The 25,164-nt window shown below is 72.4% G+C and carries 24 protein-coding genes and 1 pseudogene; 6 read left to right on the plus strand and 19 right to left on the minus strand.

All coding sequences use genetic code 11. The features are described from left to right. Positions 1–54: 54 nt before the first annotated feature. From ABZ809_RS02690 to ABZ809_RS02750, 13 genes and pseudogenes are all read right to left on the minus strand, one after another. Positions 55–1,728 (minus strand): cation acetate symporter, encoded by a 1,674-nt coding sequence (locus ABZ809_RS02690; RefSeq protein WP_357560572.1) that lies wholly within the window; start codon positions 1,726–1,728, stop codon positions 55–57. Next, positions 1,706–2,077, minus strand: coding sequence for a DUF485 domain-containing protein (locus ABZ809_RS02695; protein ID WP_357560573.1), 372 nt, complete (start codon positions 2,075–2,077; stop codon positions 1,706–1,708). Before ABZ809_RS02695 ends, ABZ809_RS02690 begins: the two co-directional genes overlap by 23 nt. Before the next feature lie 216 nt (positions 2,078–2,293). Beyond that, a pseudogene (locus ABZ809_RS02700) lies at positions 2,294–2,833 on the minus strand (flavin reductase family protein); the annotation flags it as partial. Between the two features lie 518 nt (positions 2,834–3,351). Then, entirely contained in the window at positions 3,352–3,846 is a 495-nt protein-coding gene (locus tag ABZ809_RS02705; protein WP_357560575.1) for an SRPBCC family protein, read from the minus strand. Between the two features lie 59 nt (positions 3,847–3,905). Beyond that, positions 3,906–5,597 carry an ABC transporter permease gene (locus tag ABZ809_RS02710; RefSeq protein WP_357560576.1) on the minus strand — a complete coding sequence of 564 codons (1,692 nt, stop codon included), beginning with the start codon at positions 5,595–5,597 and terminating at the stop codon, positions 3,906–3,908. After that, entirely contained in the window at positions 5,582–6,346 is a 765-nt protein-coding gene (locus ABZ809_RS02715) for an ABC transporter ATP-binding protein (protein WP_357560577.1), read from the minus strand. Before ABZ809_RS02715 ends, ABZ809_RS02710 begins: the two co-directional genes overlap by 16 nt. A gap of 86 nt (positions 6,347–6,432) precedes the next feature. Next, the gene (locus ABZ809_RS02720; protein ID WP_357560579.1) at positions 6,433–8,073 is read right to left on the minus strand and encodes a cation acetate symporter; all 1,641 of its coding nucleotides are present in this window, start codon (positions 8,071–8,073) and stop codon (positions 6,433–6,435) included. 1 nt (position 8,074) lies between these two features. Beyond that, the gene (locus ABZ809_RS02725) at positions 8,075–8,425 is read right to left on the minus strand and encodes a hypothetical protein (protein WP_357560819.1); all 351 of its coding nucleotides are present in this window, start codon (positions 8,423–8,425) and stop codon (positions 8,075–8,077) included. A gap of 218 nt (positions 8,426–8,643) precedes the next feature. Next, positions 8,644–9,294: a DUF5701 family protein gene (locus tag ABZ809_RS02730; RefSeq protein WP_357560581.1), complete on the minus strand. Its 651-nt coding sequence runs from the start codon at positions 9,292–9,294 to the stop codon at positions 8,644–8,646. Between the two features lie 304 nt (positions 9,295–9,598). Further along, positions 9,599–10,354 carry a LytTR family DNA-binding domain-containing protein gene (locus ABZ809_RS02735; RefSeq protein WP_357560820.1) on the minus strand — a complete coding sequence of 252 codons (756 nt, stop codon included), beginning with the start codon at positions 10,352–10,354 and terminating at the stop codon, positions 9,599–9,601. Between the two features lie 73 nt (positions 10,355–10,427). After that, entirely contained in the window at positions 10,428–11,678 is a 1,251-nt protein-coding gene (locus ABZ809_RS02740) for a histidine kinase (protein WP_357560582.1), read from the minus strand. Positions 11,679–11,718: 40 nt separating this feature from the next. Continuing rightward, positions 11,719–13,290 carry a sugar transferase gene (locus ABZ809_RS02745; RefSeq protein WP_357560583.1) on the minus strand — a complete coding sequence of 524 codons (1,572 nt, stop codon included), beginning with the start codon at positions 13,288–13,290 and terminating at the stop codon, positions 11,719–11,721. 266 nt (positions 13,291–13,556) lie between these two features. Then, a complete protein-coding gene (locus ABZ809_RS02750; protein ID WP_357560584.1) occupies positions 13,557–14,417 on the minus strand; it encodes a DNA-formamidopyrimidine glycosylase family protein in 861 nt (286 codons plus the stop codon). Positions 14,418–14,441: 24 nt separating this feature from the next. On the opposite strand from ABZ809_RS02750, the gene ABZ809_RS02755 reads away from it, so the two are divergent. Next, positions 14,442–15,704, plus strand: a complete 1,263-nt coding sequence (locus ABZ809_RS02755; protein WP_357560585.1) for a glycosyltransferase family 4 protein — start codon at positions 14,442–14,444, stop codon at positions 15,702–15,704. A gap of 193 nt (positions 15,705–15,897) precedes the next feature. On the opposite strand, the gene ABZ809_RS02760 is transcribed toward ABZ809_RS02755, so the two are convergent. From ABZ809_RS02760 to ABZ809_RS02780, 5 genes are all read right to left on the minus strand, one after another. Further along, positions 15,898–16,620: a CDP-alcohol phosphatidyltransferase family protein gene (locus ABZ809_RS02760; RefSeq protein ID WP_357560587.1), complete on the minus strand. Its 723-nt coding sequence runs from the start codon at positions 16,618–16,620 to the stop codon at positions 15,898–15,900. Then, positions 16,595–17,662, minus strand: a complete 1,068-nt coding sequence (locus ABZ809_RS02765; protein ID WP_357560588.1) for an iron-containing alcohol dehydrogenase family protein — start codon at positions 17,660–17,662, stop codon at positions 16,595–16,597. The genes ABZ809_RS02760 and ABZ809_RS02765 overlap by 26 nt, the downstream gene beginning before the upstream one ends. Next, positions 17,650–18,381 carry a phosphocholine cytidylyltransferase family protein gene (locus tag ABZ809_RS02770; RefSeq protein WP_357560821.1) on the minus strand — a complete coding sequence of 244 codons (732 nt, stop codon included), beginning with the start codon at positions 18,379–18,381 and terminating at the stop codon, positions 17,650–17,652. Before ABZ809_RS02770 ends, ABZ809_RS02765 begins: the two co-directional genes overlap by 13 nt. 103 nt (positions 18,382–18,484) lie before the next feature. Continuing rightward, positions 18,485–19,255 (minus strand): hypothetical protein, encoded by a 771-nt coding sequence (locus tag ABZ809_RS02775; protein ID WP_357560590.1) that lies wholly within the window; start codon positions 19,253–19,255, stop codon positions 18,485–18,487. Next, complete coding sequence (locus ABZ809_RS02780; protein ID WP_357560592.1) at positions 19,252–19,701, minus strand: NUDIX domain-containing protein; 450 nt, start codon at positions 19,699–19,701, stop codon at positions 19,252–19,254. Before ABZ809_RS02780 ends, ABZ809_RS02775 begins: the two co-directional genes overlap by 4 nt. A gap of 137 nt (positions 19,702–19,838) precedes the next feature. Here ABZ809_RS02780 and ABZ809_RS02785 point away from each other — a divergent pair, with 137 nt between their 5' ends. The 4 genes from ABZ809_RS02785 to corA all read left to right on the plus strand — a co-directional run bounded on the left by ABZ809_RS02785 (position 19,839) and on the right by corA (position 23,564). Beyond that, positions 19,839–20,231 carry a CBS domain-containing protein gene (locus ABZ809_RS02785; RefSeq protein WP_357560593.1) on the plus strand — a complete coding sequence of 131 codons (393 nt, stop codon included), beginning with the start codon at positions 19,839–19,841 and terminating at the stop codon, positions 20,229–20,231. Positions 20,232–20,368: 137 nt separating this feature from the next. After that, positions 20,369–20,827: a nuclear transport factor 2 family protein gene (locus tag ABZ809_RS02790; RefSeq protein ID WP_357560594.1), complete on the plus strand. Its 459-nt coding sequence runs from the start codon at positions 20,369–20,371 to the stop codon at positions 20,825–20,827. 106 nt (positions 20,828–20,933) lie between these two features. Further along, positions 20,934–22,028 (plus strand): PLP-dependent aminotransferase family protein, encoded by a 1,095-nt coding sequence (locus tag ABZ809_RS02795; protein ID WP_357560595.1) that lies wholly within the window; start codon positions 20,934–20,936, stop codon positions 22,026–22,028. A 477-nt stretch (positions 22,029–22,505) separates the two neighbouring features. Next, complete coding sequence (corA, locus tag ABZ809_RS02800; RefSeq protein WP_357560822.1) at positions 22,506–23,564, plus strand: magnesium/cobalt transporter CorA; 1,059 nt, start codon at positions 22,506–22,508, stop codon at positions 23,562–23,564. 168 nt (positions 23,565–23,732) lie between these two features. On the opposite strand, the gene ABZ809_RS02805 is transcribed toward corA, so the two are convergent. Beyond that, complete coding sequence (locus ABZ809_RS02805) at positions 23,733–24,515, minus strand: hypothetical protein (RefSeq protein WP_357560596.1); 783 nt, start codon at positions 24,513–24,515, stop codon at positions 23,733–23,735. Positions 24,516–24,599: 84 nt separating this feature from the next. Here ABZ809_RS02805 and ABZ809_RS02810 point away from each other — a divergent pair, with 84 nt between their 5' ends. Continuing rightward, positions 24,600–25,130 (plus strand): peptidylprolyl isomerase, encoded by a 531-nt coding sequence (locus ABZ809_RS02810; RefSeq protein WP_357560598.1) that lies wholly within the window; start codon positions 24,600–24,602, stop codon positions 25,128–25,130. Positions 25,131–25,164 lie beyond the last annotated feature (34 nt).

Consider the following 25,164-nt stretch of genomic DNA (forward strand, 5'->3'; position numbering starts at 1 on the left):
CCTTCCTAACGCATAGCGTTAGGAAGGGGCCCTTCCTTACACCCCTGCCGGCCGTCAGTGGGCACCGGCGCCGGTGAGGGCGCGCACCTCCAGTTCCGCGTACTTCTCCTCGTCCCGTTCCTTCGAGATCACCGTGCCGATCCAGCCGCACAGGAAGCCGAACGGGATCGACAGGATGCCCGGATTGGACAGCGGGAACCACTGCCAGTCGTGCTCGGGGAACATCGAGGTGGCCGCTCCGGAGACCACCGGCGAGAAGAACACCAGCAGTACGGCGGAGAGCAGGCCACCGTAGATGGACCAGACCGCGCCCGAGGTGTTGAACCGCCGCCAGAACAGGCTGTAGAGGATCGCCGGCAGGTTGCCCGAGGCGGCCACCGCGAAGGCCAACGCCACCAGGAAGGCCACGTTCAGGTTCTGTGCGTAGATCGACAGCACGATCGAGATCGCGCCGATCACCAGGGCGGAGATTCGGGCGACCCTGACCTCCTGCCGCTCGGACGCGCTCCCGTTCTTGATCACGTTGGCGTAGAAATCGTGCGCCAGGCTGGACGAGGACGCCAGGGTCAGGCCGGCCACCACGGCCAGGATCGTGGCGAACGCGACCGCCGCGATGATCGCCAACAGGGTGGCACCGCCCAGGTCGCCGCCGAGGAAGTCGATGCCGAGCGCCTCGGCGAGTTGCGGCGCGGCCGTGTTGCCGGCCTTGTCCTGCGCGGTGATCGCCTCGCTGCCGACCAGCGCCGCGGCGCCGAAACCGAGGGCCAGGGTGAGCAGGTAGAAGGCGCCGATGATGCCGATCGCCCACAGCACGCTCTTGCGGGCCGCCTTTGCCGTCGGGACGGTGTAGAAGCGGATCAGGATGTGCGGCAGGCCGGCGGTGCCGAGTACCAGCGCGATGCCGAGCGACAGCAGGTCCACCTTGTTGTAGAAGGTCTGTGTCGCGTTGCCGGCCACCTCGACGCCGTAGCGCAGCCCGGGTTCGAGGAAGGCGCTGCCCTTGCCCGAGGAGTCGGCGGCGTCACCGAGCAGCTCCGACAGGTTGAAGTTGTACTTCGCCAGCACCAGCACGGTCATGATCGTCGCGCCGCCCATCAGCAGGAACGCCTTGACGATCTGCACGTACGTGGTGCCCTTCATGCCGCCCACGGTGACGTAGATGATCATCAGGGCGCCGACCAGGATGATGGTGGCCACCTTGGCGGTGTCGGCGTCCATGCCGAGGAAGGTGGTGCCGGGCTTGATGCCGAGCAGCAGGGCGACCAGCGCGCCGGCGCCGACCATCTGCGCCAGCAGGTAGAAGATCGACACCGTGATGGTGGAGACCGCCGCGGCCGTACGCACCGGGCGCTGGCGCATCCGGAAGGCCAGCACGTCGGCCATCGTGTACCGGCCGGAGTTGCGCAGCAGCTCCGCGACCAGCAGCAGCGCCACCAGCCAGGCGACCAGGAAGCCGATCGAGTAGAGGAAGCCGTCGTACCCGTAGAGGGCGATGATGCCCGCGATGCCGAGGAACGACGCGGCCGACATGTAGTCGCCACCGATCGCCATGCCGTTCTGGAAGCCGGAGAAGGACCGGCCGCCGGCGTAGAAGTCGGTGGCGGTCTTGGTCTGCCGGCTGGCCCAGATGGTGATGGCCAGGGTCACCGCGACGAAGATCAGGAAGAGCGTGATGGTGAGGTTGCGGGCGGTGGTGCTGCCCGCCTCAGCCGCGAGGACCGTGTTCATGGCCCACCTCCCCGATCTCGGCGCGGATCCGGTCGGCGACCGGGTCGATCTTCCGGTCGGCGAACCGGGAGTAGAGCCAGGCGATCAGGAACGTGGAGACGAACTGGAGCAGGCCGAAGACGAGGGCGACGTTGATGTTGCTGCCGAAGAGCTTCGTGCCCATGAAGTCCCGCGCGTACGCGGACAGGATCACGTAGAGCGCGTACCACAGGAAGAACGCGACGGTCATCGGGAAGACGAAGCCGCGCAGTGCGCGCCGCAACCCGGCGAACTCGTCCGACCGTTGTACGGCGAGATACCGGTCCGCCGCCGAGGCCGACGGCGTGGACGCGGGTGTGTCCGTGGACATGTGTGGATCACCACCTTCACAGGCGTGGGGGAGTTTCGCGCACGGTAGAAAGCACGCTCCCCGCCGGGGAAGGGTGAGATCGGTGCTGGTCGGTGGCTGCGCCGAACGGCACGGTGGCTGCGCCGAGTGACCCAGCTCACTCCGTTGAGCGGTCGCCGGGCGCGACGTCGGCCCGGCCGAACGGTCGCCGTCAGGCCGGCCGAACGGTCGCGGTTGTCAGGTCAGCTCGCGGTACCGGCCCCGGTAGTGCAGCAGCGGATCCGTCTCCCCGGTCAGCTCGACGGCCTCGATGGTGGCCTCCACCAGCAAACCCCAGCCGTACTCGCGGGCCGTGTCGAGCCGGCACCCCGCCCAGCCGCCGACATCGGCCGGCACCGGGCCGTAGGGGGTGTCGGTCCACGCGCCGGTCGCGAACAGGCCGCCCGGGGACGGGAAGAGGCCCGCGAACCGGTCGGCGAGCTGCCGGTGCGCCGGGTTCAGCGGAGCCACCGCGAAACGGCCGGCGGACTCGACCGCCGCCCACAGGTCCGACTCGGGGTCGACCAGGCCGAGGAGCCGGTCCGGCTCGCCTTCCGCGACCAGCGTGGACGACACCGTCAGGCCCGCCGGCTCGGGCGCCGTCCAGAGCGTCACCGGGGACGCCAGCCGACCCCGCAACCGGCGTACGGGGGACCGTCGATCGGCGGGCACGGCGAACGGGTCGACGTGGTGGATCTCGGCGCCCGGCTCATGATTCACGTGAAACATTGTGCGGCCTCCCCCGCCCCGAGGGGCCGGGACCGCCTCGTGTCCGCTCTTCTCAGTGCCCGGGACTCTCGGCCGCTACTGGACGGACAGCAATTTGGTCACCGACTGTCACGCTCTGCTCGAAACGTGCGGTATCACGGGGCGTAGTCGAAAGTCGACCAATGTCGGAGCTTGAAAGACAGTCGCTTCTGGCTTGATGTCCGCTGACCAGCGCTTCGTTCTTCCAGCTTGCCGGGTCAGGATCCCGCCTCTCGCCCCCTTTGCTCTGCAGCCACGGAAGCACCGGCTACCTCCCGTAGTCGGTGCGTGGATGGCTGCAGAGCAAAGGGGGTGAGGCAGGGTGGTGGCAGGCGGCCGGGAAACGCCGGAATATAACGGAGAGTCACACGGTCTGGACCGTCCCGCCCGGCCCTCGTGTTTGCCAGGCGCCTGGCGCTCGTTCGTCGGCGGGCGGTGGCGGCCGGGCACGGGCAGCCCGCTGACCGACGGCTGTGAGGCGCGGCCGGGCGGCGTACCCCGGAAAGGGGTCAGTCGCCGGCGGTCAGTGACCGGCGGGCGGCGGCCAGCACCTCCGGGTCCGCGCAGCCGGCGGCGTACCCGGCGATCCGGCGCCGGATGTCGCGGCCGAGCAGCCAGACCCCGATCCGGTCCGCGACCGGGCGGAGGAACGCCGGGCGGCAGCGGAAGCTGTACCGCCAGGTGGCGATCGCGTGGCCGGGCTCCGGGGCGGGCGCGAACCGCCAGCCGCCGGCGAACATCTCGAAGAACCACGGGCCGCGCACCATCTTCATGCCGACGTGGCTGGGCGGCGCCCAGGAGACGTACTCGCTCACCATCGCCAGGCCGTGCCGGGAGCGGGTGAAGGTACGCACCCCCTTGCCGGGCCGGGTAGCCCCGTCGGTGAAGTGCTGCTCGCGGACGAACGGGTCCCACCGGTAGCGCACGGGCGCGGTGGTCTGGGAGACGGCGAAGGCCAGCTCGGGCGGGACCGGGACGGTCGCCACCGCTTCGACGACGGGCATCGGGCAATTGTGCCCCCACCTGCGGAGACCCGCCGCACCGAGGAGTCACGGCGACGAGGTCAGCGGCGCGGGGTGACCGTGGCCAGCAGCTCGGGCATCCGGCGGTCCAGCACGTCGCCGGCCAGGTACGCGCCGAGCAGCGCCGCCCCCAGGCCGTACGCGGCGCCGACCGGCAGGGCCAGCCAGAGCCAGACGTCGCCGAGCAGCGCGGCGGCGATCACCATCGGCACCGCCGCGGCGGCCGTACCGAGCATCGCCAGCAGGGTGAGGAGGCCCTTCGCCACCCCGGCGCCGCTGTTCAACGCGAACGGGTTGCTCGTCTCCGGCAGCGAGTACGCCCCGAGCACCGAGACGAAGCAGTTCACGGCCAGCCCCGCGCCGTAGGTGGCGAGCAGGGTGCCCGCCATCAGCCCGATCCAGCCGGGTTCGCCGAGGACCACCCCGACGACCACGGAGATCACCGCCAGCATCGGCAGGACGTAGATCGAGAACGCGGCGATCCGGGCGCGCAGCTCCTGCTGACCGGGCACACCCGCGACCACGTTCGCCGCGTACGCGCTGCCGTCGAAGCCGAACTGGTTGGCCAGGGTGACGGCGGCGAGCAGGCCGACGAAGAGCATCGACAGGCTGGCCAGCAGCGGGGACGAGTCGGGGCTGGCCGTGAAGCCCTGCCCGCCTTCGACGGTGAAGCCCGAGCCGCCCAGATTGACCATGACCGGCACGAAGAGGCCGACGACCGCGACGGTGATCAGGTTGGCCCGGCGGCGGGCGTCCCGCCACCAGTAGCGGGACTCCCGGGCGACCAGGGCACCGAACTGGTCCCGCCGGAGCCAGCCGGTGGCTCGCGGAAAGAGCTGGGCGACCGCACCGCCCAGCACGCCGCGCCGGGCAGGGGCCGGACCGCCGCTGGCCGCGCCCACCATGGCCGACTCGAGCGAGCGGGACCACCAGGCCAGCAGCGCGACGACCGTCGCCGCCGTGATCAGCAGCTTCAGCGGCGCGGCCCAGGCCCGGCCCTCGGCCACCTCGATGCCGGCCGTCCAGGCGGCGCCGAACGGCGTCCAGCCGACCACTTCGGCCACGCCGTCGAGCCGGTCCCAGTCGGTGTCGGAGAGGGCGGCGACGCCCACGAGCTGCAACGGCCCGATCAGCGCGGCGAGCACGGCGAGCAGCACGGCGGCCAGGTCGCGGACCCGGCGGGAGCGCAGTGCGGTGGCGAACGCGCTGGTGACCGCCCGGGCGGCGGCGACGCAGAGCAGCAACCCGGCGACCACCCCGACGGCGGCGACCACGGCGGCGAACCAGCCGCCCAGCGCCCCGGCGGTGACCACCAGCCCGGACAGGGCCAGCAGCACCGCGATCGTGGGGACGCTGACGAAGGCGGCGGCGAACAGCCCGGTGACGAGCGTGCGGCGGGGCAGCGGCAGCAGCGCGAACCGGGCCGGGTCCAGCGTCTCGTCCACCCCGAAGAAGACCAGCGGCAGCAGCAGCCAGCCGAGCACCGTGAGGCCACCGCCGAAGGCGGCGATCATCAGCGCGTAACGGCTCTCACCGGCCAGGCCGGGCGCGGCGAGCAGGAAGAAGCCCGTACCGGCGAAGCAGAGCCCGGCCACGACGCCGCCCACGAAGAGCGCGACCCGCCAGCCCTGGCCCCGGAAGTTGTTGCCCATCACCCGCAGCTTGAGGCGGACGAAGTGCCGGGCGGAGACCCGCCGGGCGAGCGTGGCCGGGTCACTCACCGCGACAGCCACGCCAGCTCCTCGCCAGTCGCCGTACGGCCGCCGACCACCTCGACGAAGACCTGTTCCAGCGAGCGTCCGGCGCGCACCTCGTCGATGGTGCCGACGCGCTTGATGGTGCCCGCAGCGAGGATCGCGACGTGGGAGCAGAGCCGCTCGACGACCTCCATGACGTGGCTGGAGAAGACAACAGTGCCGCCGCCGGTGACGTACCGGTGCAGGATGTCCCGGATCAGCGCGGCGGAGACCGGGTCGACCGCCTCGAAGGGCTCGTCCAGCACCAGCAGCCGGGGCCCGTGCAGCAGCGCGCAGGCCAGGCCGATCTTCTTCTTCATGCCGGCCGAGTAGTCGACCACCAGGGTGCGGCCGGCGTCGGCGAGCGCGAGCACGTCCAGCAGCTCCGCCGCCCGCTGGTCGACGACCGCCGGGTCCATTCCGCGCAACAGCCCGTGGTACGCGAGCAGCTCCGCGCCGCTGAGCCGGTCGAAGAGCCGCGCGCCGTCGGGCATCACGCCGAGCAGGTGTTTGGCCTGCACCGGGTCGGCCCAGACGTCGTGCCCGAGCACCCGGGCACCGCCGGCGTCCGGCCGGAGCAGCCCGACCGCCATGGACAGGGTGGTGGTCTTACCCGCGCCGTTCGGGCCGAGCAGGCCGTAGAAGGAGCCGGCTGGGACGTCGAGGTCGACGCCGGCCACGGCGACCTTGCCGTCGAACTGTTTGGCCAGGCCACGCAGGGAGAGGGCCGGGTGCTCACCAGTCATGCGTCCGACCGTATCCGGCCGGGCCCAGTAGCCGCTCCGGCCGCAGGATGATCCTCGGGGTCCTTCCCTGGGCGGACCCGTCGGTGCTACAGCCGTAGGGCCTCCGGGGCGTGCAGGCGGAGCATGGTGGCCCCGATGTCGGCCGGTGCCCGGCGGCGGGTCGCCACGGAGACCGCCACCATCACGGTGAAGGCGAGCGGCACCGTCCAGGCGGCCGGCTGCGCGGTGAGCGTCGCCGGCCAGCCGGACAACGGCGGGCCGAACACCGTGACCAGCACGGCCCCGACCGCCGCGCCGCCACCGACCAGGATCCCGGCGGCGGCACCGAGGTCGGTCAGCCCGCGCCACCAGATGCCGAGCACCAGCAGTGGGCAGAAGCTGGACGCGGCGACCGCGAAGGCAAGCCCGACGACCTGCGACACGTCCAGCCCGGCGAGGTTGAGCGCGAGCACCGCGGGCACGGCCCCGGCGATCACCGTGGCGAGCCGGAAGCCGCGTACGGAGCCCCGCCCCAGCACGTCCGTCGAGATCACCCCGGCGACGCTGGTGAGCAGCCCCGACGAGGTGGAGAGGAAGGCCGCGAACGCGCCGGCCGCGACGAGCGCGGCGAGCAGCCGGCCGGTGGTGCCGTCGCCGAGCGCGGCCCCGGGCAGCAGCACCACCACCGCGTCGGTCTGCCCGGTCACCAGGAGCTGCGGGGTGTAGATCCGACCGAGCACCCCGTAGATGGTGGGCAGCAGGTAGAACGCGCCGACCAGGGCGAGCACCACCAGCGTGGTGCGGCGGGCGGCGGCGCCGTCCGGGTTCGTGTAGAAGCGGACCAGCACGTGCGGCAACCCCATGGTGCCGAGGAAGGTGGCCAGGATCAGCGAGTAGGTGGCGAACAGGCCCCGGTCGTCGTCCCCGGCGGTGCTGGGCAGCAGCCAGTCGGCCGCGTCGGTGGCGACCCCGGACACCTCCGGCACCGGGTCGCCGGCGGCGAAGGACAGCTCGTCGCCGGGGCGTACCTCCTGGATCCGGCCGTCGGGAAGGGTGAGGGTCGCGCGGTGCTCGACCACGACGGTGGTCGCGGTCCGGAACGCCGGCCCGTCGGGCGGGGTCACCGCCGGCCGGGCGTCGGCCTGCCACTGCAACGCCAGGAAGATCGCCGGTACGGCCAGCGCGGTCAGCTTCAGCCAGTACTGGAAGGCCTGCACGAAGGTGATCGCGCGCATGCCGCCGAGCGCGACGTTCGCGGTGACCACCACGGCCACCAGCAGGGCCCCCAACGGGTACGGCGAGCCGGTCACCGTGGCCAGCGTCAGCCCCGCCCCCTGCAGCTGCGGCACCAGGTAGAGCCAGCCGATGAAGATCACGAAGACGGTGGCCAGGGTGCGCAGCCGGCGCGACCCGAGCCGCAGCTCGCAGAAGTCCGGCAGCGTGAACGCGCCGGAGCGGCGCAGCGGCGCGGCCACGAAGAGCAGCAGGGCGAGGTAGCCGGCGGCGAAGCCGACGGGATACCAGAGCACGTCGACGCCGTACTTGAGGATCAGCCCGGCGACCCCGAGGAAGCTCGCCGCCGACAGGTACTCGCCACCGATCGCGGCGGCGTTCCAGGTCGGGCTGATCGCCCGCGAGGCGACCAGGAAGTCGGAGGTGGTGCGTGCCAGCCGCAGCCCGTAGAAGCCGATGCCGACGGTGACCAGGGTGACCGCCACGATCGCCGGTACGACGAAACCGTTGCCCACCTCAGCGCTCCGGTCGCTGGACCAGGTCGGTGAAGTCCTGCTCGTTGCGTTCGGCCAACCGCACGTACGCCCAGCCGACCGCGATCAGGAACGGGAACGACGCCACCCCGAGCAGCAGCCAGGGCAGGTTGACGCCGAGCACCGTGACCCGGCCGACGGCGGGCGCGACGGCGAAGAGCCACGGCAGCCCGCCGAGCCCGATCGCCACCACCAGGGAGAGCCGCAGGGCCAGCGCGAACTGGGCCCGGACCAGCCCTCGGACGAGCGCGTCGCCGACCCGGGTCTGTTGGGCCAGCTCGGCGCGGGTGCGTTCCGTCCGGTCCTCGTGGCGGGACACCTCGGCCAGCACGATCCGGGTCCGGGGCTGGGCGGCCCGAGCCGGCCCCGGCGCCCCGGAGCGCCCGGGCCGGGGTGCGGGGACGGGATCGTCGGCTGCGGCCACCTGGGCAGTCTCGCCCGATCGCCGTGATTGTCAAGGGCGCCTGTCGCCCCGCGACGGCCGGGCGGAGCCGTCCACGCCGGGTTGTGCATAACCTGTGGAGAACGGGTCACGCCTGTGGATAACTCTGTTCATTCCAGCCCGACGCGCTCCGGGTGGGCGGAGGCGGAACCGAGCCAGGTGTGCGGGTTGCCGTACCAGCACCAGCCGAGCTTCGGCGCGTTCTGGCTGATCCAGAGCGCCGGCACCCGCTTGTCGCCGCAGCGGGAGCCGACCAGCGAGAAGCACTTGTTCTTGGCGAGCGCCTCCGGGTGCAGGGTGACGAAGGCGAGCCCCTCGTCGATGGTGAGCGGCAGTCGGCCCCGGCCGGTGATGACCTCCATCGCGGCGGCGGGCGCCAGGTTGACGGTCTCCTCGCCCCGGTCGACGTCGAAGAGCAGGTACGCCGGGCCGGCCGGCACCTCCAACTCCTTGATCGGGTCGAACTTCGGCAGGTCGCCCTCGGCGTAGTGCCGGTCGACGACGCCCGGCTTCCGCTTACCGGCCAGGGTGGTGAGCGCGACGCGTTCCGCTACCGGCACCAGGTCGCGGGTGATCACCAGGAGGAAGGGCACCCGCCCCTGCGTGGGGGCGGGCAGGCCCGCCGACCCGGCGACGGCCGCCGTGCGGAGCGGGGCGACCAGGTCGCGGAAGGTGTCCTCGGTCAGCTCGGCGAGGGCCGGGTAGCCCAGCTCCACCAGCCGGTCGAGCTGGCGGTCGAATTCGGTCGCGGCGTCGAACATGGCGGCCTCCTTTGGCGTACGGAGTACCGTACAGCGTACGACATCGCGCGCCTATTCCCGTTCGCGAAAAGATTCCGGGAGCGGAAGCGGTAGCGGGAGGCGGGCGGGGGCGAGGTTGATGCTCCGGCTGCGCTGTCGAGCTGCCCCATCCATGCGACCGGCCCCGCGACGCATGGGACGGCCCTCTGGTCCATGGGGCCGATCCATGGGGCCGACTCACCGTGGTGCCCTGTGGTCTCACAGACGGGGCAGCTCGACAGCGTCTACGGAGCCACCTCCCACCCAGGCCGGGGGCGGGGGCCGGTCAGCGGTTCCAGTCCTGCTTCGCCGCGCGGACCAGCTTGTCCTTCAGCTCGCGGGTGTGCCGGCGGCTGACCGGCAGCTCCGCCGAGTCGACCACCACCACGTAGCCGGAGTTGACCAGCCGCAGTTCGGCGATCAGCTTGAGCTGCACCAGGTACGACCGGTGGATCCGGACGAACCCGGCGTCCGCCCAGCGTTCCGCGAGGGTCGCCAGCGACACCCGCACCAGGTGTGAGCCGTCGGCGGTGTGCAGCCGCGCGTAGTCGCCCTGCGCCTCCACCCAGCGCACCGCCGAGCGTGGCAGCATCCGGGTGGTGCCCGCCAGCTCGATCGGGATGGTCGGGTCCTCCTCCGCGCGGGCGAGGGCCGCCGGGTGCGACGGCACCACCCGCGAGCCGATCACCCGGCGCAGCGACTCGGCGAGCCGCTCGGCGCGCACGGGCTTGCGGACGTAGTCGGTGGCGCCCAGGTCGAACGCGTCCACCGCCCCGTCGTCGTACGCGGTGACGAAGACGATCGCCGGCGGCCGGGCGAACCGGCGCAGCACCCGGGCCAGCTCCATGCCGTCCAGCCCGGGCATCCGGATGTCCAGGAAGACCACGTCCACGTCGCCGTCGCGGAGCACCCGCAGCGCCTCCGTCGCGTCGCCCGCGGTGTGCAGCCGGGCCACCCGGGGATCGGCCCGCAGGTGGTACGCCAACTCGTCCAGCGCCGGCGGCTCGTCGTCGACGGCCAGCACCCGGAGGAACCCGGCCACGTTCACCCCGCCGCTCACGGTGCCACCTCAGTTCGCGGCTTCGGGGCTCGCAAACCCGGCTCACTCCTCGCGCTCACGAGCCGGCCCGTACGCCGGGGTGGAACTTCGGCACCCGCATGCTCACCTTCGTACCCGAGCCGAGACCCGTCTCGACGACGAGGCCGAAGCCGTCCCCGAAGACCGACCGGAGCCGCTCGTCGACGTTGGAGAGGCCGACGTGCTGGCCCGGGTCGTCTCCGACGCCGGCCCGCACAGCGTCGCCCGGATCCCCGGCGGCGCCGGCCAGCTCGGCGATGCCGGCGGTCAGCGTGGTCGGATCCATTCCCACTCCGTCGTCCTCCACGGTGATGTGGCACTCGGTGCCCGCGTCCCGGGCCTCGATGCTCACCATGCCCGTGCCCGGCTTGCGGGACAACCCGTGCCGGACGGCGTTCTCCACCAGTGGTTGCAGGCAGAGGAAGGGCAGGGTCACGGGCAGCACCTCGGGGGCGATCTGGAGGCGCACCTGGAGCCGGTCACCGAACCGGGCCCGCTCGATGGTCAGGTAGCGGTCGATCGAGCGCAACTCCTCGGCCAGCGTGGTGAACTCGCCGTGCGCCCGGAACGAGTAGCGGGTGAACTCCGCGAACTCCAGGATCAACTCCCGCGCCCGGTCCGGATCCGTGCGGACGAAGGAGCCGATCGCGGTCAGCGCGTTGTAGATGAAGTGCGGGCTGATCTGCGCCCGCAGGGCGCGTACCTCGGCGCGGGCCAGCCGCTCCCGCGAGGAGTCCAGCTCGGCCAGGGCGAGCTGGTTGCCCGCCCAGTGCGCCGTCTCCAGGGTGGCCTGCACGAGGCCGGGTGCCGGCTGGTCGTCGGCCACCGCCACGAGCGCGCCGACCCTGCGCCCGTCGGCGCCGGTCAGGGGGGCCACCACCGCCCCGCGCACCGGGCAGTCGACCCGGTCGCAGTGCAGCTCCGAGGCGCCGAGGACCGTCGAGCGCCCCGCCGCCACGGCCCGCCGGGCCGCCGCGACCAGTTGCGCCTCGTGGTGCCCGCCCCGCCCGTCCAGGGCGAGCAGCCCCTCCCGGTCGGTCAGCGCCAGCCCGGCCGCCCCCACCAACGCCCGCAGATGGCGTACGGCCTTCGCCGCGTTCGCCGCGGTCAGGCCGGCGCGCAGCGGCTCGGCGGCCAGCCCGGCGGTGTGCAGCACCTCGTACGTCGCCCGCTGGGTGGCCGTGGCGATGCCCCGCCGCGCGCGCAGCCGGACCACCGCGAACAGGGCCGCGACCAGCGCGGCGACCAGCGAGACGACGCCGAAGAAGCCCGAGAGGTTGCCGCCCACGCAGCGATCCTGACCCCCTGCCGGGCCATCCGCCAAGGGGTCAGTACGCGCCCTTGCGGGCGAGCACCACCCCGACGGTGCGCCACAGGATGCTCAGGTCGTACGCCAGCGACCAGTTGTCGACGTAGTAGAGGTCGAGCCGAACCGCCTCGTCCCAGGACAGGTCGGAGCGGCCGGAGACCTGCCACAGCCCCGTCATGCCCGGCCGGACCAGCAGCCGCCGGCGGACGTCGCCGAGGAAGTCGCCGTCGTCGGCGGGCAGCGGGCGCGGCCCGACCAGCGACATCTCGCCCTTGAGCACGTTGATCAACTGCGGCAGCTCGTCCAGCGAGGAGGCGCGCAGGAAGCGGCCCACCGGGAAGACCCGGGGATCCTGCTTCATCTTGAACAGCATGCCGTCGGTCTCGTTCCGGTCGACCAGGCTGGCCAGCCGATCCTCCGCGTCGACGTACATCGTGCGGAACTTCCAGACCCGGAAGGTGCGGCCCTCGTGGCCCACCCGGGGCTGGCGGAAGAAGACCGGGCCCGGGTCGGAGACCCGGATGGCGATCGCGATGGCCAGGAAGACCGGGGTCAGCATGAGCAGGCCCAGCCCGGCGGCCGCCCGGTCCATCAGGTTCTTGGCCAGCAGCGCCGGCCCGGACAGGGTCGGCTCCTCGACGTGCAGCAGCGGCAGACCCTCGATGGGCCGGATGTGCACCCGGGGCCCGGCGATGTCGGTCAGCTGCGGGGCGACGACCAGGTCGACGCCGGATCCCTCCAGCTGCCAGGCCAGCCGGCGCAGCTCGCCCGGTTCCGCGCTGGCCGAGCCGCAGACCGCGATGGTGTCGCCGCCGACCTCCCGGACGAGGGCGAGGACGTCGCGGCCCGCGTACACCGGGACCGGGGTCTCCATGCCCTTGGCGGCCGCGTAGCCGTCGGTGACGTGGATGGCGACCGGCATCAGCCCGGCGGCCTGGTTGCGGGTGACCGCGGTGTAGACCTCCAGGCACTCCGGCAGGGTGCCGACCAGCACCATCCGGTGGCCGGCCTGACCGATGTTGCGCCGCACCACGTGCAGCACGAACCGGCAGAGGATCCGGTTCAGCAGGATCAGCAGCAGCGCCGCGAGCAGGGCCGTGCCGACCGTGTAACGGGACAGGTCGGTCTTGGTGGCGAAGGCGAGGAAGGAGACCGTCGCGGCGACGGCGACGCCGGCCCGGATCACCCGCTTGAACTCGTCCGGCCCGAGGCCGAGGTAGCGCCGGTCGTAGGCCCGGTTGGCCCAGAGGCTGACCACCCAGCCGAGGGGCAACAGCGCGAACGCCACCGTGTGGAACCACGTCGGGTCCTGTTCGGCGTTGTAGAAGCCCGCCCGCGACTGGTCGAACGTCTCGATGGCGATCAGGCTGGCGACCGCGGCGGCCGCGAAGTCGAGCAGCAGCAGAAGAGCGATGTAGGGGCGGTGCCAGCGGGAGACGCGACGGCGGGCCCGAGCCCACGCGGACCGGGGTACGCCGTTGTGGGACGGCGATGCCGGCGGCTGGATCTCGAAGCTGTCGACGTGCCGCACGAGTTTGCTCCGGCCTGTGTTGGTTACCGGGCGCTGGAGGCTTGTCGTCACCTCATCCATGTCCTCCCGCATGACACGGGCCGCTCACTCGCCGTGAGGGCCCGGGTCGCCCACCGTCCCAGTCTCCCACGCCGTCACCGACCCGCACGTCGACCCGGGGGACATTGCGTGGGGCATGGTGCCGTCTGGTTGGCTGGCCGACTCCGCGCCATTTCAGAGCCGGGGACCGAGCCACTATACCGATGGATGGCGGGCCCGGTAGAGCCGCAACTCAGACGTTCGGAACGGGACGGTCGAATCCCTTCCGTAATCGGCAGTGCTGTTACTCACCGTACAAGTCTCGACAACCTTCGGTCAGCGAGCGGCTTGCCGCCGGTCTGACAGGTGGCGCAGTACTGGAGGCTCGAATCAGCGAAAGAGACCTCGCGGACGGTATCCCCGCAAACCGGGCAGGGCTGTCCGGTTCGGGCGTGCACCTTCAACCCTGAGCGTTTCTCGCCCTTCAGCTCGGCTGCCTTCTGGCCCACCGACCGGGCGACCGCGTCGCCGAGGACCCGCCGGGTCGCCTCGTGCAGCACCGCGAACTGGGCGTCGGTCAAGCGGTGGGTCGACGCGAACGGCGACAGCCGCGCCGCGTGCAGGATCTCGTCCGAGTACGCGTTGCCCACGCCCGACAGCACCGTCTGGTCGGTGAGCACCCCCTTGACCTGCCCCCGGCGGCTGCGCATCCGCTCGGTGAAGGTGGCCAGGTCGGCGGCGAGCGCGTCCGGGCCCAGCCGGGCCACCCCGGGCACCGTTTCCGGTTCGGTGACCAGGTAGACGGCGAGGCTCTTCTGGGTGCCGGCCTCGGTCAGGTCGAAGCCGGAGCCGTCGTCGAGGCGTACCCGCAGCGCGATCGGCCCCTTGCCGGGGCGCAGCGGGACCGAGGATCCGAACGCCTCCCGGTAGTGCAGCCAGCCCGCCCGGGCCAGGTGGACCACCACGTGCAGGTCGCCGTCGAGCACCACGTCGAGGAACTTGCCGTGCCGACGGGCGTCGACCACCGTCCGTCCGGCCGCGGCGGAGGGCGCCGGATCGTACGTCTTCAGGGCGCTGATCGCGGCGACCTCCAGCCGGTCGACGCGCCGCCCCACCGCGCGCTCGCGCAGGTAGCTCGCGAGCGCCTCAACCTCCGGTAGTTCGGGCACCAGCCAACGGTAGCCTTCTTTCCCGTGAGAATCGTGGTGGCGCACAACCGGTACCGGGAGGCCCAGCCGTCCGGTGAGAACACCATCGTCGACGTGGAGATGGCCCAGCTCGCCGCAGCCGGCGTCGAGGTGCTGCCGTTCATCCGTAGCTCGGACGAGATCCCGACGATGCCGAAGTCGGCCAAGGCGCTGCTGCCGATCTCACCGATCTGGGCCCCCCGCGCTCAGGAGGACCTGAGCCGGCTGATCACCGAGCACCGGCCGGACGTGCTGCACCTGCACAACCCGTACCCCCTGATCTCGCCGTGGATCGTGCGGACCGCGCACCGGCACGGCGTGCCGGTGGTGCAGACGGTGCACAACTACCGCCAGGTCTGCTCCTCCGGGCTCTACTTCCGGGACGGGGCGATCTGCCAGGACTGCCGGGGCCGGGCTCTCGGGGTGCCGGCCATCGTGCACCGCTGCTACCGGGGCTCGCGGGCACAGAGCGCCCTGATGGCGACCACGCTGGCGGTGCACCGGGGCACCTGGCGCTCGGTGGACCGGTTCATCGCGCTCACCTCGGCGGTCGCCGACCACCTGCGCGACTACGGCATTCCCGACGAGCGGATCGTGGTGAAGCCCAACGGCATCCCCGACCCGGGGGCGCCCGCGCCGCTCGGCGACGGCTTCCTCTACATGGCCCGGCTCTCCCCGGAGAAGGGACTGGACCTGCTGCTGGACGCCTGGCGGCGGCACCCGGACGGGGCGCTCGGCCCGCTGCGCATCGCCGGGGACGGCGAACTGCGCCCGCTGGCCGAGGCCGCCGCCGTCGAGCGCGCCGACGTGACCTACCTCGGCCCGCTGGACCGCGCCGGGGTACGCGCCGCGATCGAGGCCAGCGCGGCCATCATCGCCGCCTCCACCTGGCACGACGTGCTGCCCACGGTGATCATCGAGGCGCTCGCCGCCGGTCGTCCGGTGCTGGGCACCGCCCTCGGCGGCATCCCGTACCTGCTCGGCGCGGACGCACCCCGTGAGCCCGCCGGCACCGGCCCGGCCGCCGTCGCCTCGGTCGTCCCCGGCGGCGGGACGGCCACCCTGCCGACGGGGGTGGTGGCCGGTGAGGCGGGCTGGGTGGTACCGCCGGATCCGGCCGCGCTGGCCAATGCGCTCCCGGTGGCCCGGGCCGGCGCCGCCACGTTGGCGCCCGCCGCCCGCTCCCGCTACGAGCGCACCTTCCACCCCGACGTGGTCACCATGCAGCTCATCGACATCTACTCCGCGCTCATCCCCGCAACCCACTGACCCACCGCGCCGCGCCTGCGCCGCGCCGCCGCGCCCGCCGCGCCGCCGCGTCAAGGTCGCGCTGTTTCCTGGAAGTAGTGGCCACTGGGCGGTCGTGACGCCACTACTTCCACGATCGAGCACGATCTTGGCGGCGGGCGGCGGGCGGCGGGCGGCGGGCGGCGGGCGGCGGGCGGCGGGCGGCGGGCGGGCGTCAGCGGAGCGAGGCGCGGGCGGAGAAGGCGATGCTCGCGAGCAGGAAGCCGCCGTTGACGATCGTGAACGCGACCATCACCCAGAGGACGAGGGCCGGGGCGAAGGTCAGCACCAGGCCGGCGGCGAAGATGACCGCGCCGTAGTCGCGGACCAGCTTCACCAGGCGTACGGGCAGCGAGGTCGAGGTGACCATGCTGGCGGCGTTCGGGCCGGCCTGCATCACCGACGTGACCAGGTTGACCATCCAGGTGCCGGCGAAGACCGCGACCAGCCAGGTCGGCGTCGATGGCTCCTGCGCCACCGCCGTCGCGGACAGCGCGGCGACCAGGGCGATCTGGGCGGCCACGTCACAGAGCACGTCGACCCGGGCACCGGCGGCACTGCCCTGCCCGGTCACCCGGGCCAGTTGGCCGTCGGCGCAGTCCAGGCAGTACGCCACCTGCCAGCCGACCAGGGCGAGCAGCCCGACCGCCCAGGCCGGCACGTCACCGTCGGCGACCCGCCCGGCGAGCGCGACCACGGTGACCGAGGTGGCCAGGCCGAGCACCAGGTTGGTGATGGTGAGCGCGGTCGGGCGCAGCCCGAGGCGCTGGGCGACGAGCGCGAAGACCGCGCCCAGCCACTGGCTGATCGATTCGCTGAACAGGCCGCCGCCCCGGTTCACCCGGTGGAAGTCGGCGACGGTGGGACGGGGCTCAGCCAAGGTGGTCGCGGATTGCACCGGCGTAGTCTGCCAGCCGCTCACGCGTCTCGGTAGGCGACATCGCCAGGTGTTCGAGGATCGTGTATCGATCGGGCCGGGTCCTGGGCGCGAACTGCACCGCCTCCACGAACTGTTCGTCGGTGAGCTCCACGTCGGCCGGGAGCCGGGGCAGGCCGTGCCGGGCCAGGCAGGACGACATCTCCGCGAACCGCCGCTCGTCGCCGCGCAGCCAGGTGCAGAACAGGGCTCCGAGCCCGGCCAGCTCGCCGTGCGAGGCGGTGCCGGGGAAGAGCGCGTCGACCGCGTGCATGATCTCGTGGCAACCGCCGCTTGACGGCCGGCTGGTGCCGCAGACGGCCATCGCCAGGCCACTGGAGATCAGCGCCTCGGCGAGCACGGTGACGAACGCGTCGTCGGTCATGTCACCCGGGTGGTTGAGCACCGCCTCGGCGCCCGCCCGGGCCAGCGACGCGGCCAGGCCGTCGACCGGCTCACCGCGTACCTGCCGGGAAAGCTCCCAGTCGGCCAGCGCGCTGATGTTGCTCACCACGTCGCCGATGCCCGCGCGGTTGTGCCGTTCCGGTCCGCTCTCCACGAAGTCCAGGTCGACGATCACCGCGATCGGGATGTGTACCCCGAACGAGCCCTTGATCCCGTCGTTGATCAGGCTGGCCACCGGGGAGGCGATCCCGTCGTTGGCCAGGCTGGTGGCGACCGTGACCATCGGCAGGCCACGCCGGGTCGCGGCGTACTTCGCGACGTCGATGGTCTTGCCGCCGCCGATGCCGACCACCGCGTCGTACGACCTCATCCGCAGTTTTCCACCCAGGTCGTCGGCGGACTCCAGCGTCCCCCCGGTGGTGGTGAAGACGTCGGCCGAACGCAACGACGGCTGGATCAGCTCGGCGATCCGCTCGCCCTGGCCGGGGCCGACCACCACGGCGACGTCCCCGCCGGACGAGATCCGCCCGTCGACGAGTATCGAGGCCAGGTCGGCGACCGCCCCGCGCCGCACGTCGATGTGCAGCGGGGTCAGCACCGTACGGGCTAGTAGCGGCACGCGATCTCCCGCGCCCGGGCCAGGTCGGCGTGGTTGTCGACCTCCACCCAGGGGACGTCGCCGATCGGCGCCGCCCGCACCTCCCCGCCCCGGTCGGCGAACTCCTGGTAGCCGTCCTCGTAGTAGAGGTTGGGGTCGCGCCGCCACGTCGTCTCCAGCGCGTCGGCCAGGGCGTCGGCCACCTGCGGCTCGATCAGCGTCGCGCCGATGTACTCCCCGTACGCGTCGCCCGGATCCATCAGCTTGGTGATCCGGGTGAGCTGGCCGGCGGCGTCGAAGGTGGTCTTCATCTCCTCCTCCGCCAGCGGCTTGATGGTGTCGACGGCGAGCAGGATGCCCGGGCCGCGCTCGGCCAGCAGGGTCTTCTCCACGCTGACCGGGTGCACGGTGTCGCCGTTGACGAGCAGCACGCCCCGGGCGAAGTGCTCCCGGGCCAGCCAGAGGGAGTAGGCGTTGTTCCACTCCTCGGCCTTGTCGTTGTGCACCAGGGTGAGCGTGACGCCGTACCGCTTCTCCAGCTCCGCCTGGCGGGAGACGACCGCGTCGGCCGCGTAGCCGACCACGATCACGATGTCGGTGAGCCCCACCTCGGCCAGGTTGCGCAGCGCGATGTCCAGGATGGTGGTGTCACCGTCCACCGGCACCAGCGCCTTGGGCAGGGTGTCGGTGTACGGGCGCAGCCGACGCCCCGCCCCGGCTGCGAGCACCATCCCGATCATTCCGGCGTCCTCCCTCGTCCGACTCCCGGTCACCGCTGGAGGATAGCGCCGCGTGACGGGACCGCTGTGGTCAACCAGGTCAGCCGGCCCACCCGGGCGGCGGTCAGCCGGGCAGCGCCGCCAGGTCGGCCAGCACCGTGAGCCGCTCCTCGGCCGTCAGCACGGCGTACGGGCCGGCGGCCCGCCGGTCGGTCTCCAGCTCGATGGCGACGTGCTCGGGGCCGGGCGGCAGTGCGGCGGCGCTCGCGGCGGTGTGCCCGGCGGCGGTCCACGCGGCGGCGTGCGCGTCGGCCCGGTGGTAGCGCATCGTGCCGAGCCGGTTGAGCAGCAGCAGGCCGGGCGGGGTGCCGTCCGGCTCGTACGGCGGCGCCGTGGTCGCGAACGCCGCCCCGGCGCCGGGGCCCTCCTCGTCGGCCAGCACCAGCGCGTACGTGAGGACGCGGCCGAACGCCTCCACCAGCCGCAGCAGCCGGTCGTCGTGCCCCGCCCAGAGCGCCTCGGTCACCTCCGCGTGCACCTGCCAGATCTCGGCGAGGAAGGCGAGCCCCCGCTCGGTGGCGGTGAGCCCGCCGTCGGGGCTGCGGTGGATCATCCCGTACGCCACCTGCTTGTCCAGGGCCCGCCGGCACTCGCCCGGGTCCCGGTAGCGGGTCACCGCCGCGAAGCCGGCCTCGTCCACCATTCCGCCCGGCGCGGCGAGTCGGGTGCGGAACTCCAGCAGGAAGCCGGTGGCCGCCGGTCCGCCGTACCGCTGGCTCAGCTCGGCGCCCCCGCCGTCGCGGCAGGCGAGCATGCCGGCGACGAACGCCCGGTCGACCGCCGGGGCTACCAGGCCGGCGAACCGGTGCGGCGCCAGCTCGACGGTGTCGTTCACAGACCGATCGAGCGCAGGGCGGCGAAGGCTTCCTCCGCGATCCGCCGGATCAGGCCGTCGTTGACGTCCCGGTGCTCGTCGAGCAGGTCGAGCTCGTCGGCGGCGAGCCACCGGTACTCGGTGTGCTTGCCCGCCTCCAGCCTCGGCCGGGCCAGGTCGCCGTCGACCCGGACCAGCCAGTCGCTCTCGATCCGCTCCAGGCCGTCGTCGGCGACGTAGCGGTACTCCCCGACGTGACCGAGGACGTGGGACACCCGCCAGCCGGTCTCCTCGGTGACCTCCCGGCGCAGCGCGTCCGCCACGTCCTCGCCCGGTTCCAGGTGGCCGCCGACGATGTCCCAACAATTGGGAAATATCCGCCGGTCGGGTGACCGTCGCTGAACGAAGAGGCGGCCGTCGTCGTCGACGATCAGCGCTCCGGCGCAGCGCAGGGGCTCGGTGGGCACCTGACGACAGTAGCGAGCGGCCGGGCCCTCCGGCGACGCCCGGTCTCGTCGTGGGCACCGCCCGGTCTTGTCGGGGGCACCGCCGGGGCGCACCATGTCCCCTACCGGGTGCCACCGTCCCAAAGGGGTGATGTGTGATGCAGGTTCGGGAAGCGATGTCCAGCGAGGTTCTCGTGGTCGGCCCGGAGCACACGCTCCGTCAGGCGGCCCGGATGATGTCGGCCCGCGGCGTCGGGTCGGCGGTCGTGATCGATCCCGACTCCGAGGGGGTCGGCATCATGACCGAACGTGACGTGCTCAATGCCATCGGGGCCGGCCTGGACTGCGACGTCGAGCGGACGGCCGCCCACCTGACCTGGGACGTGGTCTACGCCGGGCCGGAGTGGACGGTGCAGGAGGCGGCAGCGGCCATGGCCCGGGGCGGCTTCCGGCACCTGGTGGTGCTCGACGGCCGCGAGGTGGCCGGGGTGATCTCGGTCCGGGACATCATGCGGGTCTGGGCGGCCAGCCGGCTGGCCGACGCGACCTGAGCCGCCGGTCGGCGCGTCCTGAGCCTTCGGTCGACGCGGAGCGGGTCGCCGGTCGGCGGGGGTGTGCCGGGGCTGATCGGCGGGTAAGGATCCCGGTGCGGGCGCGGACGGGCCGCGGCCCCGCGACGGAGGTTCTCATGCCTGACGCGGAGCGGCTGGTCGAGCAGCAGTACGCGATGCTCCTGCGGCGGGACGTGGCCCGGCTGCCGGACCTCTACGCGGCGGACGCCTTCTACTCCATGCCCGGCGTGACGGCGCGTCCGATCGAGTTGCCCGCGCTGCTGCGTACCTGGACCGGGGCCTTCCCGGACCTGACCGTCGACCGGCTCGGGTCGGTGCGGACGGCCGGGGGCGCGGCGGTCGAACAGCGGCTGACCGGGACCCACACCGGCGTGCTGCACACCCCCTTCGGCACGGTCGCGCCGACCGGTCGGGTGGTGAGCTGGGACGTGGCGGACGTCGTCCGGGTCCGGCACGGTCGGATCGCGGCCTGGCGGTCCTACTTCGACTGGGGGCAGCTCATCGCGGCACTCGGCCTGCACGTGGACGGGCTCTCCCGGGAGGCACAGCACGACCCGCTCGGCCTTCCGGTCTGATCTCCCGCCGACCGGTCCACGCCGGTCACCCGTCCCGGTGGCTCAGGATGCGGACATCGCCGTGCCGTCCGCGCGTACCCCGTCGCCTTCCGTACGCTGAACAGCCATGACCGCCGAGCAGCTGATCTCCTTCGCCCGTGGCGCTCCCTCGCTGGACATCGTCGATGTCGAGGGGCTCAAGGCCGCCGCCGTCCGCGCGTTCGACGCCGACCCCGCCGGGGTGACGGCGTACGGCACCTCCGTCGGCTACCTTCCGCTGCGGAAGTGGATCGCCGAGAAGCACGGTGTCACCGCCGACCAGGTGATCGTCACCAACGGCTCGTTGCAGGCGGACGCGTTCCTCTTCGACCACCTGGTCCGCCCCGGCGACGCGGTGGTGGTGGAGCGCCCGACGTACGACCGGACCCTGCTCAACCTCCAGCGGATGGGCAGCCAGTTGCACGGCGTCTCCATCCAGCCGGACGGGCTCGACACCGCCGAGCTGCGCAAGCTGCTGGAGTCGGGGGTGCGTCCCCGGCTGGCGCACGTCATCCCGAACTACCAGAACCCCGCCGGGGTGACGCTGAGCCTGGAGAAGCGCCGCGAGCTGCTCGACCTCGCCGCCGAGTACGAGTTCACGATCTTCGAGGACGACCCGTACGCCGACATCCGGTTCCGGGGCGAGGCGCTGCCGTCGATGCTCTCGCTCGACACCCGCAACGTCGTGGTGCACGCGTCCAGCTTCACCAAGACGGTCTGCCCGGGCGTACGGGTCGGCTACCTGGTCGGCCCGGCGGACCTGATCGGCGACATCGCGAAGAAGGCGACCAGCCTCTACATCTCGCCCGGCATGGTCTCCGAGGCGATCGTGCACCAGTTCTGCGTCTCCGGCGACATCGAGCGCTCGATCGAGACCGTCCGCGCCGCGCTCGGGGAGCGGGCCCGGGTGCTGGCCGAGTCGCTGCGCCGGCACATCCCGGAGGCCCGGTTCGTGGAGCCGGACGGGGGCTACTTCCTCTGGATCGAGCTTCCCGAGGACGTCGAGGTCGACAAGCTCGCCCCGGCCGCCGCCGAGCGCGGGGTCGCCGTGGTCAAGGGCAGTGACTTCGTGGTCGACGGCGGGCGGCACGCCCTGCGGCTGGCGTACTCGGCGGTCACCGCCGACCGGATCGACGAGGGTGTGCGGCGCCTGGCGGAGGCAATGGCGGCCGTCCGGGGCTGAATTTCTGTCGGATTCCCGACAGTTGGCCGATCGCGGCCGTCCTGGGGCTCCCGCCGGGGCGGCCGACGGCCCACAATGCTGCGAGCGTCACTCACCACGTGTAGCGAGGATCACCATCCCGGTGCCCGGCCTTTCGCCGCGCCCGGTGGCGAGCCCGTCCGGCTCCGACCGGCCGCACGTGGGGCGGCGCGACCAGCACAACCCCCGCCCCCAAAAGGCGCCGGGTGGGCCGCGTCGTCCCCTCACCCCCCTGAAGCGACCCGGCCCGCCCGGCGCCACCCTCCCGCCGATCGTCACCGGCGGTGATCATCGACGGCGGCGTACCCTGCTAGCCGCGGTGGCACGTGTCCTGCTGGCCGCGCCGGCGCGTGGGGGAGGTGCGTGGTGACGGACCAGGGGCAGCAGCGGGGGCGGGCGGCCTCGCCGAACGGCGGCCGGGTGCTCAGGCCCCGGGACTGGGTGGCGCCGGTGCGGGCGATGACCCGCCGGCTCAACTCCGACAACCCGCAGCGCGTCGCCGCACCGGCCGGTCCGCAGCGCAGCGCGGTGGTGGACTGCGCCCTCTACGTCGACGGCCGGCGGCAGCCCGGCGACTGGCGGTACGCCGAGGCGCTCGCCGCGGCCCGGCGCGAGGAGAACGGCTTCGTCTGGCTCGGCCTGCACGAGCCGGAGCTGGCCGAGATGACCGCCATCGCCGCCACGTACGGGCTGCACGAGCTGGCCGTCGAGGACGCGGTCAAGGCCCAGCAGCGCCCCAAGCTGGAACAGTTCGGCGAGGTCAGCTTCCTGGTGCTGCGGACCGCGCGGTACTGCGAGCACGCCGAGCTGACCGAGCACTCCGAGGTCGTCGAGACCGGCCAGGTGATGCTCTTCATCGGCCCGAACTTCCTGATCAGCGTCCGGCACGGGGACGCCTGCCGGCTCGCTGGAGTCCGGGCCGACCTGGAGACGAAGCAGGACCTGCTGCTCCAGGGGCCCTGGGCCGTGGCGTACGCGGTCACCGACCGGGTGGTGGACCTCTACCTGGAGGTCGCCGACCGGCTGGAGGACGACCTCGACACGCTGGAGGCCGACGTCTTCGACCGCCAGTCCAGCGGCCGGATCCAGCGGATCTACCAGATGAAGCGGGAGCTGGTGGAGTTCAAGCGGGCGGTGATGCCGTTGCAGCGCCCGCTGATGACGCTCACCGCGCAGATGAACCGCGACGTGCCGAAGGAGATCCGCCGCTACTTCCGGGACGTGCAGGACCACCTCAGCCGCACGGTCGAGCAGGTCAACTCCTACGACGACCTGCTGAACTCCATCCTGCAGGCGCGGCTGGCGCAGGTCACGGTCGACCAGAACAACGACATGCGCAAGATCGCCGCGTGGGCCGCCATCGCCGCCGTCTGGACCGCCATCGCCGGCATCTACGGGATGAACTTCGACGTCATGCCGGAGCTGAAGATGACGTACGGCTATCCCGTCGTCCTCGCCCTGATGCTCACGATCTCCCTGGCCCTCTACCGCTGGTTCCGCCGCAACGGCTGGCTCTAACCCCTCCCCTTCCTCCCCGCCCCTCTCCCCGCCCGCCCCGTCTCCCGCGATCTTGCAGGTTGTGCCCTGGCATAAGCGACGTATGGGGCATCGCGGGGGCAGCAAGTGCAAGATCGCGGGAGACGGGGCGCGGGGAGGGAGGGGAGGGGGAGAGGGAGAGGGAGAGGGTTAGCGGCGGGTGTTGGTTTTGGTGGTGTTCTTGGTGAGGGCCTCGGTCAGGTCGTCTGCCGGGCGGCCCGACACGGTCTTGGCGCCCTCGGCGACCGACGGGACCTTGTCCGTCGGGTGGATGGCGGGCTGCTTGCCGCCGGGGGTGGATGCGCCGCCAGCCACCGCCGAGCCGCTGGCGCTCGACATCGCCGAGCTGCCGGGTGCCGACGGGGTCTTGACCTCGATGGTGTCGACCTCGTCACGCATCGGCTCCAGCTTGCTGCGGGTCGGCTCGTACTCGGTCCACTCCTGCTGTTCCCGTCGACGCCGCATCGCCATCGCGGCGACACCCGCCACCGCGCCGGCCGCGAGCAGGCCGGTCATCATGGCCCCGCCCCGACGGGAGTTCTTCTTCCGGGAAGCCTTCATGTTCTTCGCCTTGACCTTCCTGGTGGCCGCGGCCTGCTTGGCCGCGACGGCCTTCCTGCCGGTGGCCGCCTTGCCCGCCGCCTCCGCCTGGGCCTTGCGGACGGCCAGGGCCAGCGGCGCGAGCGCGGCGACCGTGGACGCGAGCCCGCTGGACGCGCGGTCGCGCACCAGAACGGCGGTCGGCGCGACGGCGCCCCGGGCCGCCTGGACCCGTGGGCCGACGGTGGCGCCGGCACCCTTCGCGGCGTGCGTCGCGGCCTGCCTCAGGTGACCGAGGCCCTGGTTCAGCTCCACCTTGGCCAGCTGCCCCTGGGTCTTACGTCGCCCGACTCCAAACACGGTCCCACCTCCTGGGAGTTGTTCCTTCGTCATCCTCCACCTTCGGATGCCTCCGCACTGCCAGATCGGGCACATGGGAGGATCCGCATGGAACTGACCAACGAGTGAGGAGTACCCGTGGCCGAGGCTCTCTACGCCACCTTGCACACCAACGCTGGCCCGATCCGGCTGGAGCTCTTCGGCAACCACGCGCCGAAGACCGTCAAGAACTTCGTCGACCTGGCCGAGGGCAACCGCGAATACACCGACCCGCGTACGGGTCAGCCGGGCAGCGGGCCGTACTACGACGGCACCATCTCGCACCGGGTGATCAGCGGCTTCATGATTCAGATGGGCGACCCGACGGGCACCGGTCGTGGTGGCCCGGGTTACAAGTTCGGCGACGAGTTCCACCCGGAGCTGCGTTTCGACCGGCCGTACCTGCTGGCGATGGCGAACGCCGGGCCGGGCACCAACGGCTCGCAGTTCTTCATCACGGTCGGCCCGACGCCGCACCTGAACAACCGGCACACCATCTTCGGTCAGGTCGCCGACGAGCAGTCGGCGAAGACTGTCGACGCGATCGCCAACACCCCGACCGGCCCGAACGACCGGCCGTTGCAGGACGTCGTCATCGAGCGGGTCGAGATCGAGCGGACGGCTGCCTGAGCGGTCGGCGAGGTACCTTTGCCGACATGACTGA

This window comes from Micromonospora sp. NPDC047074 (assembly GCF_040643815.1).
Taxonomy (GTDB): Bacteria; Actinomycetota; Actinomycetes; order Mycobacteriales; family Micromonosporaceae; genus Micromonospora.